The organism is Micromonospora sp. II (genome assembly GCF_001709195.1).
Taxonomy (GTDB): domain Bacteria; phylum Actinomycetota; class Actinomycetes; order Mycobacteriales; family Micromonosporaceae; genus Micromonospora; species Micromonospora chalcea.
The window spans coordinates 604,279-617,962 of sequence record NZ_LYXF01000035.1; the positions used below are offsets into that span (position 1 = coordinate 604,279).

Below are 13,684 nucleotides of genomic sequence, written 5' to 3' on the forward strand. Positions count from 1 at the left end.
CGGTCTCTACAAAACCGTACGTCCGTCTTGCTATTCACGCAACCTCGTGCCACGCTGCGGGACGAGGAGGTGCCACCATGATCCATCACGTCCTGCTCGCCTGCCCCCGCGGCTCCGAGGATCTCTCCCGCTCCTTCTACGTCGGCCTGCTCGGCCTCACCGAGAAGCCCAAACCCCCGGCCCTCGCCGCCCGCGGTGGTTGCTGGTTCACCGGGTACGACGCCGAGCTGCACCTGGGCGTCGAGGACGACTTCCGTCCCGCCCGCAAGGCCCACCCGGCCCTGATGCGGCCCGACCTGGACGAGCTGGCCGCCCGCCTGGTCGCCGCCGGCCACGCCGTGACCTGGGGCGACGAGGAGATTCCCGGCATGCGGCGGTTCCACACGCACGACCCGCACGGCAACCGGCTGGAGTTCTTGGCCCCCGCCGGGTGACCGGGCGCGGGTAGGGTCGGCGGGGTGGTCGACGTACAGCACTGGCTCGCCGCCCTCCCACCGGGCCTGATCTGCCTGCTCGTGGGCGTGGTGATCGGCGTCGAGAGCATGGGCATCCCGCTGCCCGGCGAGATCGTGCTGGTCAGCGCCGCCCTGCTCGCCGCCACCGGCGCCGTCGGGCCCGAGTGGGTGGCCGCCGCCGCAGCCACCGGCGCGATCCTCGGCGACTCCGTCGGGTACGCCGTCGGCCGCCGCGGTGGCCGTCCCCTCTTGGAGCGGCTCGGTCGGCGCTTCCCGAAACACCTCGGCCCCGCGCACCTGGCCCGCGCCGAGTTGAGCTTCGCCCGGCACGGTGTCTGGGCGGTGTTCTTCGGGCGGTTCGTCGCGCTGCTGCGCATCCTCGCCGGGCCGCTCGCCGGAGCGCTGCGCGTGCCGTACCGCCGGTTCCTGGTGGCGAACGCCGCGGGCGGGCTGGTCTGGGCGTTCGGCACCACCTACCTGTTGTTCTATCTGGGGCAGGCCGCCGAGCACTGGCTCAAGGACATCTCCTGGGCCGGGCTGGTGCTGGCGGTGCTGGCCGGCGTGGTGAGCACCGCGTGGCTGCGCCGCCGAGCCAAGCGCCTGCAGCCCCTGGACAGCCCCGACACCCCCGACCCGGTCCCCGCAGCTGACCGCTGACCCACCCCGCCCGCACTCCGGTCCCCGCCCTGGGCCATGGCCCCTGCTCCGGTCCCCGGCCCTGCTCCCGCCTCCGCCTCGCCTAGCTGCCTCCCCCGGGCGCCGCCGCCGAGGTGATCAAGGAGTTTGTGTACGGATTCGGCCCACCAGAGGACCAAAACTCCTTGATCGTCCGGCGTGGGCGCTGGCTGGTGGGCTGTAGGCCGGGAAAGCGAGAACGGGCGGGGCGAGCGGGAACGGGTGCTCAAGCGCGGGTGCGGGATTCCGGTGCGCCGCCCGCCCCGTTGATCATGAGGTTGGCGGCAGTTTGTGTCTGCTTTGTCCCGGCCAACCTCATGATCAACGAGGCGGGGTGAGGGCGTGGGGAGATCTGGTGGTGCGATGGCCGGTGGTCAGGGGGCGGTCAGCAGGTCGAGCAGGGTGTCTCGGGCGGTGCGTACGGCGGCCCGGGACTCCTCGGTGTGATCCAGCGCGTCGAATCCGTGCTGACCGTTCGGCACGTCCACCACGTGCAGCGGGATGCCGCGCCGCCGGGCGACCACCGTGAACGCCTCGATGGTGGGTGCGACCTCGGGCCGTTCCCGGCCCGCCCTGGTCAGCACCAGCGTCGGCCGAGCCGGCTCGCCCGGCCGCGCGGCGTCGATGCCCGTGCCGCCGGAGTCCACGCTGCCCGGCGTCGTGGTGTCGTCCGGCCGCGCCGGGGTGGCGGTGGCGTCGCCGGTGGGGGCGGGCAGGTCGAGCGCGTCGATCGGGCGGAAGCGCGGATCCACCGGGGGCCACCCGGGCAGCGGGGCCAGCAGCGGATAGGTCGCGGCCAGGCCGCGCAGCCAGCGGGGCGGGTCGCGGAGCCAGTCGCCGAGCAGCAGGCCGGCGCCGGAGAAGAACCAGAGGCCGAGCCGGTCGGCGTCGACGCGAGAATCGGCGCGGAGCAGTTCGGCGGCGGCGGCGACCCGCGCGGCGACGGCGTACAGGTCGTCGGGGCCGGCCACGGTGAGCTGGGGAATCGCGGCCAGCACGCCCCGCTCGGCGAGCAGCGCGCCGTAACCGCGGTAGAGCGGCCAGTCGCGCGCGTCTGGCGCGTCGGGCGGGCCCGGCACGCCGTGCACGATCACGACTGCGGGATGCCGGCCGTCGCCGGTGGGGACGTGCAGGTCGACGTCGCCGTGCCGCTCCACCGCGGCGGGCCGGGGGTCGAGGACGAACGGGCTTTCCCAGAAACTGGTTCCCATCACGCCGATGCTAGGAGAACCCGCCCGGCCGCGCCGCCCCGTGACTGTCCGTTCAGGAGGACGACGACGCCTTCGCGTGCCGTTCGCGCAGCCGGTCCCGGATCTCCTCCGGGGTGTACGCGCGGCGCCGCCGTTCCGCGCGCGCCACGACCACTCCGGTCGCCGCGACGCCGGCGAGACCCGCGAGTCCGAGTACCTTCCACCACCGCATCCGTTGCCGCATCCGCTTAGGGTAGTCCTCCATGAGCATCAGCCTGGACGAGGCCGTGGAGCTGACCCGCACCGGCGATCTGTGGGTGTTCCGCGGGCGCAGCGTGCCGGACCGCGCCATTCAGCTCACCACCAACAGCCCGGTCAACCATGTGGGCATGGCGGTGGTGCTCGACGACATGCCGCCGCTGATGTGGCACGCCGAGCTGGGCCGTTCGCTGCCGGACATGTGGACCGGCACGCACCAGCGTGGCGTGCAGCTGCACGACCTGCGCGACGCGGTCTGCGTCTGGGCCAACCGGTACGGCCAACGGGGCTGGCTGCGTCAGCTCGAACCGCCGGCCGACCCGGCGATGGAGGAGGCGGTGCTGCGTACCGTGGCCCGTCTCGACGGCACGCCGTTCCCGTCCACCGCGCAACTCGCCTGGCGGTGGGCCCGGGGCCGGGTGCCGCACCCGCGCCGCCTGAGCCTCGACGGCATCAAGGGCCGGATCGGCGGCCGGGGCCGGACCAGGAGCGGAGACGAAAGCACCGATGGCGGGCAGAGCAGCGACAACGCGTTGGAGACGGCGTACTGCGCCGAGGTGGTGGCGGTGACGTACGAGGCGATGGGTCTGCTGCCCGCCGGGCGGCGGCCCAACTGGTACGACCCGGGACGGTTCTGGAGCGGCGACGACCTGGCCCTCAGCGGCGGCGCGCGCCTCGGAGCCGAGATCGAGGTGCGGATCCCGCCGCGCTGAGGAAGGTTTGCCGCCGCGCCGGGCCGGTAATGAGGGGCGTCGTGACGGCTTCCACCGACCTCGACACGCTCACCGACTTCTTCGACCGGTACGGCGTGGCGCTGACCACCGCCGACGTGCCGGCCATCGCCGGCTGCTACGCCCTGCCCGGGCTGGTGGTCGCCGACACCTACAGCTTCTCGTTCACCTCGCCGGCGGCGGTGGCGCTCAGCTTCGTCGGCGCCGCCCCCGACTACCAGGAGCGGGAACTGGTGGCCGCGAACGCGCAGATCGAGGACGTGCAACAGGTCTCGGCGCTGCTCACCGAGGTGGCGGTGCGCTGGGAGTTCCTGGACAGCCAGGGCGGCGCGGTGCCCGGCGAGCGTTACCGCTACCTGCTGCGTACCACCGAGGACGGTCCGGTCATCTGCACTGTCATCCGTACCGCCTGATCGTGGTGGTGCGGCGGCCGGCCACGCGGGCCGGCCGCCGCACCGACGGACGTCAGCGGTGGTGGGCGCCGGCCCAGCGGTCGGCCTCGGGGGCCGGGTGCAGGCCGGGCTCGTGCAGGCCCTCCTCGGTGACCTGGCCGATCCGGCGGTACGTCTCGGGCCGGCTGGTGCGCAGCACCGCGCCCCAGATCAGGCCGAGCACGCCCGCCGCCACCGGAATCGCCGGCAGCAGCCACTTCAGGTAGCTCGCGGTGTCGGGCGCGAGCAGCGCGTCGAAGTTGAACAGCAGCACCAGCAGCACGGCGGTGAGCAGGATCGTGCCGAGCCCCGGGGCGATCGCCCGCTGCCACGCGCTCTCCGGGCCGGGACGGCCCCGGAAGAAGCCCACGACGGAGGCCGAGGTGAGCGTCATCAGCAGCACGACGCCGACCGCCGCCGCGCCGGACAGCCAGGTGAACAGGTCGATGACCGGGTCACGGCCGGTCATCGCGAACGCCAGGAACACCACCACGGCGAGGATGCTCTGCACCAGCGAGCCCGCCACCGGGGCGCCGCTGCGGCTGGAGGTCGCGCCGAGGAAGCCCGGCAGGACCCGCTCGCGGCCCAGCGCGAACAGGTACCGCGCCACGCCGTTGTGGAACGACAGCAGGGCGGCGAGCACGCTGGTGATGAACAGGACGTTGGCGATGTCCGCGACGACCGCGCCGGTGTACTGGTCGAGCGCGCCGAAGATGACGCCGGGACCCGCCTCGGCGCTGGCCGCCGGCGCGTTCTCCGGGCCGGTCAGCACGGTCAGCGCCCACGCGGAGAAGGCGTAGAACAGGCCGGTGAACGCGACGGCGATGTAGGTGGCCCGGGCCACCGTGCGCCGCGGGTCCTTGACCTCCTCGCTGTAGATGGCGCCGCTCTCGAAGCCGGTGAAGGAGGCGATGGTGAACGCGAGCACCGCGCCGAAGCCGGCGCCGAACAGGTGGCCGGGGCTGATGCCGGCGGTGGTGACGGCGCCGCCGGCCGGGTTCGCGAAGGCGACCAGGTCGAAGATCAGCACGGCGATGCACTCGAGGATGAGCAGCACCGCCAGCACGGTGGCGTTCAGGTCGATGCGCAGGACGCCGAGCGCGCCGATGAAGACCCAGGCCAGCAGCGCCCAGACCCACCAGTCGAGGCTGATGCCGGTCTTGGCGTCCATGAAGTCGCCGAGGATCGCGCCGAGCAGGCCGTAGAGACCGATCTGAATCGCGTTGTACGCGGCCAGCGCGACGGCCGAGCCGGCCACCCCGCCGGCTCGACCGAGGCCGTTGGCGATGTACGCGTAGAACGCGCCCGCGTTGGCGACGTACCGGCTCATCGCGGCGTAGCCGGTGGCGAAAACGGCGAGCACTGCCGCGAGCAGCACGTATCCGAGCGCGGCGCCGATGTTGCCGCTGACCGCGTACATGGTGGTGACGCCACCGCCGAGAACGGTCAGCGGCGCCGACGCGGCGACGGTGAAGAAGACGAGGTGAGCGGTGCCGAGACGACCGCGGCGCAGCCCACCGTCAGAGAAAAACGGATCGGAGGACAAGGCTTCTCCAGGGGAGGGGAGTGAGGGGGTTCAGCTGTCTACTTCGGAACAACCTGAAGCAGGGTATTGGTGATCACTGATCGTCACAACCCCGTCTCGATATCGATTTGGGGGGCTCCTGATCGACCGGAATTGAGCTGTGCGTGGTCATGCCGTACCGTCCCGTGTCGACGTTCACGGCCACCGTTCGAGGATGGACCATGACCTACCCCGGGGCGCAGGCCACGTATCGGCTTGCGGATGCGCTGTTCCTTATCGGACACGACGAGTTCACCGGCAAGCCGCATGTCGCCGTCGACCGGCTGGAGTGTGGGCTGGCCGGCGCCGCGCTCGCCGAATTGATGTTCGAGGGCCGGATCGCCCTCGACGGCGGCGGAATCGCCGCTGTCGATCCGCGACTGTGGCAGGAGCCGCTCACCGATCTGCTCATTACCGAGATTCTGCGTCGGGAGGGCGCGCACCCGGCCCGGCTGTGGATCCGTTATCTGCGGACCCAGCTCAACATCAACGAGCGTGTCGGCACCCGGCTGGTCACCGCCGGCGTGCTCCGCCGGGAGCAGGGCAAGCTGATCGGCCGGACGGTGCGCTGGCCGGCCAACGACCCGAACCAGGCGGCCTCGCCGCGGGTACGGCTGACCGCCATGCTGATGCACTCGTCCCCGGCCGAACTGGACCCGGGCACGCTGCTGCTGGCCAGCCTCGCCGAGGCGGTCGGGCTGGCCGCGAACATCTTCGACCCGCAGGTCGGCGTCCGGATGCGGGACTGCCGGCGGTTCCTGCCGGGGCAGCTCGACGGACTGCTCGCCGCCGTCGTGGGCGCGCTCGACGTGAGCACCACGACGGTACGGCGATGACGTCCCGCCCCGGGTGAGGCCGGGGCGGGACGATCCCGGTCAGGCCGGGTCGCGCCACATCGGGTAGAGGCTGGGCCCGTCCGGCAGGTCGAGCGTGACCGGGCGGCGCCGGAACCCGAGGCGCTCGTAGAGCGCGGCGTTGCGCGGCGAGCTGGCTTCCAGGTACGCGGCGGAGCCGGCCTGATCCAGCTCGGCCAGCTTGTTACGCAGCAGCGCCGCCCCGACGCCCTTGCCGTGATGGTCCGGGTGTACCGCGATGAAGGGCAGGTACCAGTGCGGCTCGCTCGGGTGGCGGGCGCCCATCATCTCGTCGAGCATGCCGAACCGCTTCATGGCCTCGGCGCCGATCGCGGCCTCCATCCCGGCGAACTCGTCGCCCTCCTCGGCCTCGTGGCCGTCGCCGGTGGGCAGCCAGAGCGTGGCGCCCAGGCCGTCGCCCGCGAGGTGGACCTCGCCGGTGCGCAGCGCCAGCGCGACGAACGGCCCGAAGAAGGCGGGATGGACCCGCGCGCGGTGGTCGTCGGCCGGGAAGACCCAGCCGCTCACCGGATCCTGCATGAACGCCTCGGCGAGAATCGCGGTCACGACGGCGGCGTCCGCCGTGGACGCCCGCCGGATGTTGCCCTGCCACTCAGTCACTGGCCATCCGTCCTACCGGCTCGACGAGCCATTGTGGTCATTGATCGGCGTGCAAGGTATCAGGAGTCCGCGCCGTGCGGCAGGCCCGATTCCGGCCGCTCGCCGCGGCCCGGTCCCGGTGGCTACGCTGGCCCGGACCCCGACAGGAGGACCATGTCCCACACGCGTCGCTCCGGCCCGCAGCCCGGGGCCGCCATGACCTCGTCCCCCTGGATCCTCGTCGCCGCCGGCGTGGTCGTGATGGTGGTCCTGTTGGCGGTGGCGCTCGGTTCGGTGCGGGGACGGAGCACGTTCCCGGCGGCCGGTCCGCCCGATCCGCTGATGCCGCTGCCGCACGTGCCGCCGACCCCCACGGCGGTCAGCGCCAGCGGTCCGTCGCCGGTCTCCGCCACCGCTCCGGTGTTGCCGGGCCTGTCGCCCCGCTCCACGGAGCTGCCCGCCCGGCCGACGCCGGCCGCGTCGACGCCCAGCCCCCGGGGCGTCGCCCGGCCGGTGCCGCCCCCGTCGTCTCCGCCGCCGGTGGCGCCGCCGTCCGCGGTGACCGGCAGGTACAGCGTGCAGAGCGCCTTCGACGGCGGCTTCATCGGCGAGGTGCTGCTCGTCAACACCGCGCGTTCGCACCGGGGCTGGACGGTGCGCGCGGTCTTCCCCGGCGGAAGGCTGGTCACCGCCTGGGTCGAGGGCGCCGAGCAGGGCGTGTTCCGTTTCGACGACGGCGTCTTCACCTACCGCAGCGGATTCGACCTGGCCCCCGGGCAGTCCCTGGCGGTGCGGTTCCACATCGAGCGGGCGGGCACCCGGCCGGCGAGCTGCACCGTCGACGGCACGCCCTGCGTCGCTCGGTAGAACCCGCGCCCCGGGATCGGGGCGACACGCGTGCACTCTCTTGCAAGGTAACTGCTTTGTTGCAGCATGGTTTGCAAGGTATTGCAGAATATTTCGGCAAGGGCTAGCGTGCGGGCGAATCAGCGACCAGAGAAAGGCCGTCGATGAAACCGCCGCCGATATCCCCCAAGGCGCTGCTCGCCCTGGTCACCTCCCTCGTGCTCGCCGTCGTCGGCGTTCCGGTGGCCCTCCATCAGCTCGGCGACGACGCTCCCGAGCGCGCCGCCACCCCCGACGTCCTCGCCGCCGGCAACGCTCCCCAGTGGAACCACGAGCCCTCGCCCGACGCGCTGCTCGCGGCGAGCCGCAACACCGCCAAGGCCGAGCAGTTCTACTTCGTCCTGCCGGACCGCTTCGCCAACGGCGACAAGCGCAACGACAACGGCGGCCTCACCGGCGGCCGGCTCACCACCGGCCACGACCCGACCGACAAGGGCTTCTACCACGGCGGCGACCTCAAGGGCCTGATCGACCGGATGGACTACATCCAAGGGCTCGGCACCACTGCCATCTGGCTCGCCCCGATCTTCAAGAACCGGCCCGTGCAGGGCACCGGCGCCGACGTCTCGGCCGGCTACCACGGCTACTGGATCACCGACTTCACCCAGGTCGACCCGCACTTCGGCACGAACGCGGAGCTGAAGAAGCTGGTCGACCTCGCCCACCGGCGGGGCATCAAGGTCTACCTCGACATCATCGTGAACCACACCGCCGACGTCATCCGGTACGCCGAGGACAAGTACGGCTACGTGGACAAGAAGACCGCGCCCTACCGCGACGCGCAGGGACGACCCTTCGAGGACCGGAACTACGCCGACGGCACCCGTAAGTTCCCCGCCGTCAACGAGAAGTCGTTCCCGTACACCCCGGTGTTCGCCACCCCCGCCGACGCGAAGGTCAAGGTACCGGCGTGGCTGAACGACCCGACCATGTACCACAACCGCGGTGACTCCACCTTCGCCGGGGAGAACAGCGAGTACGGCGACTTCTCCCGCCTGGACGACCTGTGGACCGAGCGGCCCGAAGTGGTGCGCGGCATGACCGACATCTACGCCGAGTGGATCGGCAAGGCCGGCGTGGACGGGTTCCGCCTCGACACCGTCAAGCACTCGAACCTCGAGTTCTGGCCGCAGTTCGCCCGTGGCATCGACGCCGCCGCGGCGAAGGCCGGCAAGAAGGACTTCTTCATGTTCGGCGAGGTCTACAGCGCCGAACAGGAGATCCAGTCCACCTACGTGCGGCGCGGCGGCCTCCCCGCCACGCTCGACTTCTCCTTCCAGGAGGCGGCACGTGGCTACGCCGCCGCCGACGGCTCGGCCAAGGCCCTCGCCGACGTGTACGCCAAGGACGACCTCTACACCGCGCGGGACACGAACGCCAACCGGCTCACCACGTTCCTCGGCAACCACGACATGGGCCGGATCGGCTCGTTCGTCGCCGCCGGCGGCGGAGACGACGCCGCCCAGCTGACGCGCAGCCGGCTCGCCCACCAGCTCATGTTCCTCACCCGTGGCCAGCCGGTCGTCTACTCCGGCGACGAGCAGGGCTTCACCGGCCCGGGCGGGGACAAGGACGCCCGGCAGGACATGTTCGCCTCCCGGACCGCCGACTACCTCGACGACGACCTGATCGGCACCACCCGCACCCACGCCGTCGACCAGTACGACACCCGCCATCCGCTCTACCGGACCATCGCCGAGCTGGGCGGCCTGCGGGCCGCGCACCCGGCGCTGCGCGACGGCGTCCAGGTCACCCGGCACGCCGCCGACGGTCCCGGCGTCTTCGCGTTCTCCCGCGTCCTGCCCGCCGACCGGATCGAGTACGTGGCGGCGGTGAACAACGCCGCCACCCCGCAGACTGTCACGGTGGACACCTGGTCGGCCGGCGCCCGCTTCACCGGCGTGTACGGCGGCGCCGCAGACGTGACGGCCGCTGCCGACGGCAAGCTGAGCCTCACCGTGCCGGCGATGTCGGCGGTGGTGCTCAAGGCCGACCGGGCCATCCCGCACCCCGGGGCCGCTCCGAAGATCACGATCACCGAGCCGGGTGACGAGCCCGCCCCCGGCAAGGCCACCGTCACCGCCCAGGTCACCGGCGACCCGCTCGCCACCGTCACGTTCGCCGCCCGGGTCGACGGCGGGAAGTGGACGCTGCTGGGCAGCGCGCACCGCGCCCCGTACACCGTGCACCACGACCTCACCGGCCTGCCCGGCGGCACCACTGTCGAGTACAAGGCAGTGGTCCGCGACGGCAAGGGCCGCACCGCCACCGCCCGCGCCACCGGCACCGTCGGCACCCCGGACCGGGGCGAGTCACGGGACTGGGCGATCGTGCACTACAAGCGCCCGGCCGGCGGGTACGACGACTGGCGGCTCTACGCCTGGGGTGACATCGACCCGGCGTACGTCACCGAGTGGCCCGCCGGGCAGCCGTTCGCCGGCGAGGACTCGTACGGCCGGTTCGCCTGGGTGAAGCTCAAGCCGGGCGCGAAGTCGGTCGGCTTCGTCGTGGTCGACTCCGGCGGCAACAAGGACGTCGCGGCCGACCGCTTCATCGACGTGACCCGGACCGGGGAGGTCTGGGTCAAGCAGGGCGACGCCGAGGTGTACCCGACGCGGCAGGCCGCCACCGGCGAGCCCGACCCGCCGGTGGCGCCGGACACGGCGCTGATCCACTGGCGCAAGGCCGACGGCAACTACGACGGCTGGGGCCTGCACCTGTGGGACGGCGCCGCCAGCCCGACCGACTGGGCCACGCCGCTCAAGCCGGAGAAGATCGACGCCTACGGCGCGGTGTTCCGCGTGCCGCTGAGCGCCGGCGCGACCGGGCTGAGCTACATCGTGCACTCCGGCGACCAGAAGGACCACCCCGAGGACCAGCGGCTCGACTTCGCCACCGCCGGGCGCGAGGTGTGGCTGCTCGCCGGCGTCAAGGGCCGGCTGCTGCCGACCACCACGTCCGGCGCCGCAACCGACATCGACATCACCAGGCAGAAGGCGAACTGGATCGACAGGTCCACAGTCGCCTGGGCCACCGGCCCGACCGACGGCAGGCGGTACGCGCTCGCGGTCGCCCCGGCCGGTGGGATCGGCGTCGCCGACGGCGAGCTGACCGGCACGTACACCGAGTTGCCGCTGCGGGCGCAGCGCAACGGGCTGACCGAGGCGCAACGACAGGCGTACCCCCATCTCTGGGACCGTCGCGCCTTCACGCTCGCGCGCGGCGACCTGGCCAAGGTGCCGGCGGCGCTGCGCGGGCAGCTCGTGGTGACCGAGCGGGACGCCGAGGGCGCCCTGCTCGCCGCCACCGGCGTGCAGATCCCCGGCGTGCTCGACGACGTCTACGCGGCCGCGACCGGCGCGAAACTCGGCCCGACGTTCGCCGGGCGGGTACCCACGCTGGCCGTGTGGGCGCCCACCGCGCAGAAGGTGGCGCTGGAGCTGTTCGACTCGCCCACGGCCGAGCCGACCACTGTGGCGATGCGACGCGACGACCGCACCGGTGTCTGGTCGGTGCGCGGGACGAAGGCGTGGACCGGCCGCTACTACCGCTACCAGGTGCAGGCGTGGCAGCCGGCGACACAGAAGGTGGTCACCGCGTCGGTGACCGACCCGTACTCGGTGGCGCTCGCGCCGAACTCCACGCACAGCCAGATCGTCGACCTGACCGACCCGGCGCTCGCGCCGGCCGGCTGGGCGAACCTGCGCAAGCCGGCCGCCCCGCCGGCGTCGAAGGCCCAGATCACCGAGCTGTCGGTGCGGGACTTCTCCATCGCCGACAACACGGTTCCGGCCGAGCGGCGCGGCACCTACCTGGCGTTCACCGACCCGCAGACGGCGGGCATGAAGCACCTGCGGGCGCTCGGCGACGCCGGGGTCAACTACCTGCACCTGCTGCCCGCGTTCGACTTCGCCACCATCCCGGAGAAGCGGGCCGACCAGGCCCAGCCGGCCTGCGACCTGGCCGCGCTGCCGCCGGACTCCGACCAGCAGCAGAAGTGCGTCGCGGCGGTCGCCGACACCGACGGCTACAACTGGGGGTACGACCCGCTGCACTACACGGTGCCGGAGGGCGGGTACGCCACCGACCCGAACGGCGCCAAGCGCACCACCGAGTTCCGGCAGATGGTCGCCGGGGTGAACAAGGCCGGCCTGCGGGTGGTCATGGACGTGGTCTACAACCACACCTCGGCCGCCGGCGCCGACCCGAAGTCGGTGCTCGACCAGGTGGTGCCGGGCTACTACCACCGGCTCCTCGACGACGGGTCGGTGGCCAACTCGACCTGCTGCGCCAACACCGCCCCGGAGCACGCCATGATGGGCAAGCTCGTGGTGGAGTCGATCGTCACCTGGGCCAAGGCGTACAAGGTCGACGGCTTCCGGTTCGACCTGATGGGCCACCACCCGAAGGCGAACATCCTGGCCGTACGGGCCGCGCTGGACAAGCTCACGCTCGCCCGCGACGGCGTCGACGGCCGGAAGATCCTGCTCTACGGCGAGGGCTGGAACTTCGGCGAGGTCGCCGACGACGCCCGGTTCACCCAGGCCACCCAGATCAACATGGCCGGCACCGGCATCGGCACGTTCAACGACCGGCTCCGCGACGCGGTGCGCGGCGGCGGCCCGTTCGACGCGAACCCGCGCGCGCAGGGCTTCGCCTCCGGCCTCTACACCGACCCGAACGGCGACGAGGTCAACGGCACGGCGGCCGAGCAGCGGGCCCGGCTGCTGCACCAGCACGACCTGATCAAGGTGGGCCTGACCGGTAACCTGCGCGACTACCGGTTCACCGACTCCTCCGGGAAGCGGGTCACCGGCGCGCAGGTCGACTACAAGGGCGCGCCGGCCGGATACACGGCCGCGCCGGGCGAGTCGGTCACCTACGTCGACGCGCACGACAACGAGATCCTGTACGACGCGCTGGCGTACAAGCTGCCGCAGGGGACCTCGGCGCAGGACCGGGCCCGGATGCAGGTGCTCGCGCTGGCGACCACAGCGCTCGGGCAGGGCGCCGGGTTCGTCACCACCGGCTCGGAGCGGCTGCGCTCGAAGTCGCTGGACCGCAACTCGTACAACTCGGGGGACTGGTTCAACCAGATCCGCTGGGACTGCGCCCAGGGCAACGGGTTCGGCGCGGGCCTGCCGCCGGAGGCCGACAACCGCGACAAGTGGTCGTACGCGAAGCCGCTGCTGGCCGACCCGTTGCTGGTGCCGGACTGCGCGGCGGTCGAACTGGCCGACGCCCGGTACGCGGAGCTGCTGCGCGTCCGCCGATCCTCGCCGGTGTTCGGGCTCAGCAGCGCCGAGCAGGTGCAGAAGCGGGTGGCGTTCCCGCTGTCCGGGACGAAGGAGACGCCGGGCGTGCTCACCATGACCCTCGACGCGCGCGGGCTGGACGGGACGTGGAAGTCGGTGACCGTCGTCTTCAACGCCACGCCGGAGACGGCGAAGCAGACGGTCACCGGGCTGCGCGGGGCGAACGTGACGCTGCATCCGGTGCTGCGGAACTCGGCCGACCCGGCGCTGCGTACCGCCTCGTTCGACCGGGCCGCCGGCACGTTCACCGTGCCCGCGCGCAGCGTGGCGGTGTTCGTCCAGAGCTGACCGGCACGGCCGACCGGCCCCCTGCCACGTCACGTGGCAGGGGGCCGGTCGCGTACCCCGGGACCGTCAGGTCAGTTGAAGCAGTCCTCGACGGTGTTGGCGCAGTTGGTGGGGTCGTTGTTGCTGATGAGGGACTTGTCGTCGAGCTTGACGCGTCCTTCGTTGTTGAGGACGCCGCCGGCGACCCGGTGGAGCTTGCTGGAGTCGGTGGCGGTGTTCTTGGTGACGTGGGTCTTGGTGAGGGTGATCTTGGCCTTGTTGTTGAAGATGCCGCCGCCGTTGAGGGCGGTGTTGGCCTTGATCTCGGTGTCGCGGATGGTGAGGGTGGCGTTGTCGTCCTTGTCGTGCTCGCGGGTGAGGAAGCCGTCCTCGATCTTGATGAGCCACTCACCGTTGTAGATGCCGCCGCCGAAGCGG

Annotated in this window: 11 protein-coding genes and 1 pseudogene; 7 read left to right on the top strand and 5 right to left on the bottom strand. The window is 72.2% G+C overall.

Going from position 1 to position 13,684, the window contains the following annotated elements:
* The first annotated feature begins 77 nt into the window (after positions 1-77).
* A complete protein-coding gene (locus A8711_RS20720) occupies positions 78-434 on the top strand; it encodes a glyoxalase (protein WP_069089107.1) in 357 nt (118 codons plus the stop codon).
* Positions 435-458: 24 nt separating this feature from the next.
* Positions 459-1,112, top strand: coding sequence for a DedA family protein (locus A8711_RS20725; RefSeq protein WP_064445333.1), 654 nt, complete (start codon positions 459-461; stop codon positions 1,110-1,112).
* 392 nt (positions 1,113-1,504) lie between these two features.
* Here A8711_RS20725 and A8711_RS20730 read toward each other — a convergent pair whose 3' ends face one another.
* A complete protein-coding gene (locus A8711_RS20730) occupies positions 1,505-2,341 on the bottom strand; it encodes a hypothetical protein (RefSeq protein ID WP_255365656.1) in 837 nt (278 codons plus the stop codon).
* Positions 2,342-2,393: 52 nt separating this feature from the next.
* A complete protein-coding gene (locus A8711_RS20735) occupies positions 2,394-2,585 on the bottom strand; it encodes a hypothetical protein (protein ID WP_036343738.1) in 192 nt (63 codons plus the stop codon).
* Here A8711_RS20735 and A8711_RS20740 point away from each other — a divergent pair.
* Together A8711_RS20740 and A8711_RS20745 are read left to right on the top strand one after the other, a co-directional pair.
* The gene (locus tag A8711_RS20740; protein WP_064445335.1) at positions 2,584-3,291 is read left to right on the top strand and encodes a hypothetical protein; all 708 of its coding nucleotides are present in this window, start codon (positions 2,584-2,586) and stop codon (positions 3,289-3,291) included. The two genes, A8711_RS20735 and A8711_RS20740, sit on opposite strands and share 2 nt — an antisense overlap.
* Before the next feature lie 41 nt (positions 3,292-3,332).
* Positions 3,333-3,722, top strand: a complete 390-nt coding sequence (locus tag A8711_RS20745; RefSeq protein ID WP_064445336.1) for a hypothetical protein — start codon at positions 3,333-3,335, stop codon at positions 3,720-3,722.
* A 52-nt stretch (positions 3,723-3,774) separates the two neighbouring features.
* Here A8711_RS20745 and A8711_RS20750 read toward each other — a convergent pair whose 3' ends face one another.
* A complete protein-coding gene (locus tag A8711_RS20750; RefSeq protein ID WP_043329703.1) occupies positions 3,775-5,286 on the bottom strand; it encodes an APC family permease in 1,512 nt (503 codons plus the stop codon).
* Positions 5,287-5,486: 200 nt separating this feature from the next.
* Here A8711_RS20750 and A8711_RS20755 point away from each other — a divergent pair, with 200 nt between their 5' ends.
* A complete protein-coding gene (locus A8711_RS20755) occupies positions 5,487-6,140 on the top strand; it encodes a GPP34 family phosphoprotein (protein WP_030503305.1) in 654 nt (217 codons plus the stop codon).
* Positions 6,141-6,179: 39 nt separating this feature from the next.
* Here the strand turns inward: A8711_RS20755 and A8711_RS20760 are convergent, their stop codons facing one another.
* Positions 6,180-6,779, bottom strand: a complete 600-nt coding sequence (locus tag A8711_RS20760; RefSeq protein ID WP_069089109.1) for a GNAT family N-acetyltransferase — start codon at positions 6,777-6,779, stop codon at positions 6,180-6,182.
* A 153-nt stretch (positions 6,780-6,932) separates the two neighbouring features.
* Here A8711_RS20760 and A8711_RS20765 point away from each other — a divergent pair, with 153 nt between their 5' ends.
* Positions 6,933-7,625 carry a cellulose binding domain-containing protein gene (locus A8711_RS20765; protein ID WP_043329707.1) on the top strand — a complete coding sequence of 231 codons (693 nt, stop codon included), beginning with the start codon at positions 6,933-6,935 and terminating at the stop codon, positions 7,623-7,625.
* A gap of 143 nt (positions 7,626-7,768) precedes the next feature.
* Entirely contained in the window at positions 7,769-13,267 is a 5,499-nt protein-coding gene (pulA, locus tag A8711_RS20770; protein ID WP_069089110.1) for a pullulanase-type alpha-1,6-glucosidase, read from the top strand.
* Between the two features lie 71 nt (positions 13,268-13,338).
* Here pulA and A8711_RS20775 read toward each other — a convergent pair.
* Positions 13,339-13,684, bottom strand: a pseudogene (locus A8711_RS20775) (hypothetical protein); the annotation flags it as partial.

Coding starts and splice junctions, on each gene's coding strand:
- A8711_RS20720 (WP_069089107.1), top strand. CDS start 78: ATGATCCATCACGTCCTGCTCGCCTGCCCCCGCGGCTCCGAGGATCTC.
- A8711_RS20730 (WP_255365656.1), bottom strand. CDS start 2,341: ATGGGAACCAGTTTCTGGGAAAGCCCGTTCGTCCTCGACCCCCGGCCC.
- A8711_RS20740 (WP_064445335.1), top strand. CDS start 2,584: ATGAGCATCAGCCTGGACGAGGCCGTGGAGCTGACCCGCACCGGCGAT.
- A8711_RS20735 (WP_036343738.1), bottom strand. CDS start 2,585: ATGGAGGACTACCCTAAGCGGATGCGGCAACGGATGCGGTGGTGGAAG.
- A8711_RS20755 (WP_030503305.1), top strand. CDS start 5,487: ATGACCTACCCCGGGGCGCAGGCCACGTATCGGCTTGCGGATGCGCTG.
- A8711_RS20765 (WP_043329707.1), top strand. CDS start 6,933: ATGTCCCACACGCGTCGCTCCGGCCCGCAGCCCGGGGCCGCCATGACC.
- pulA (WP_069089110.1), top strand. CDS start 7,769: ATGAAACCGCCGCCGATATCCCCCAAGGCGCTGCTCGCCCTGGTCACC.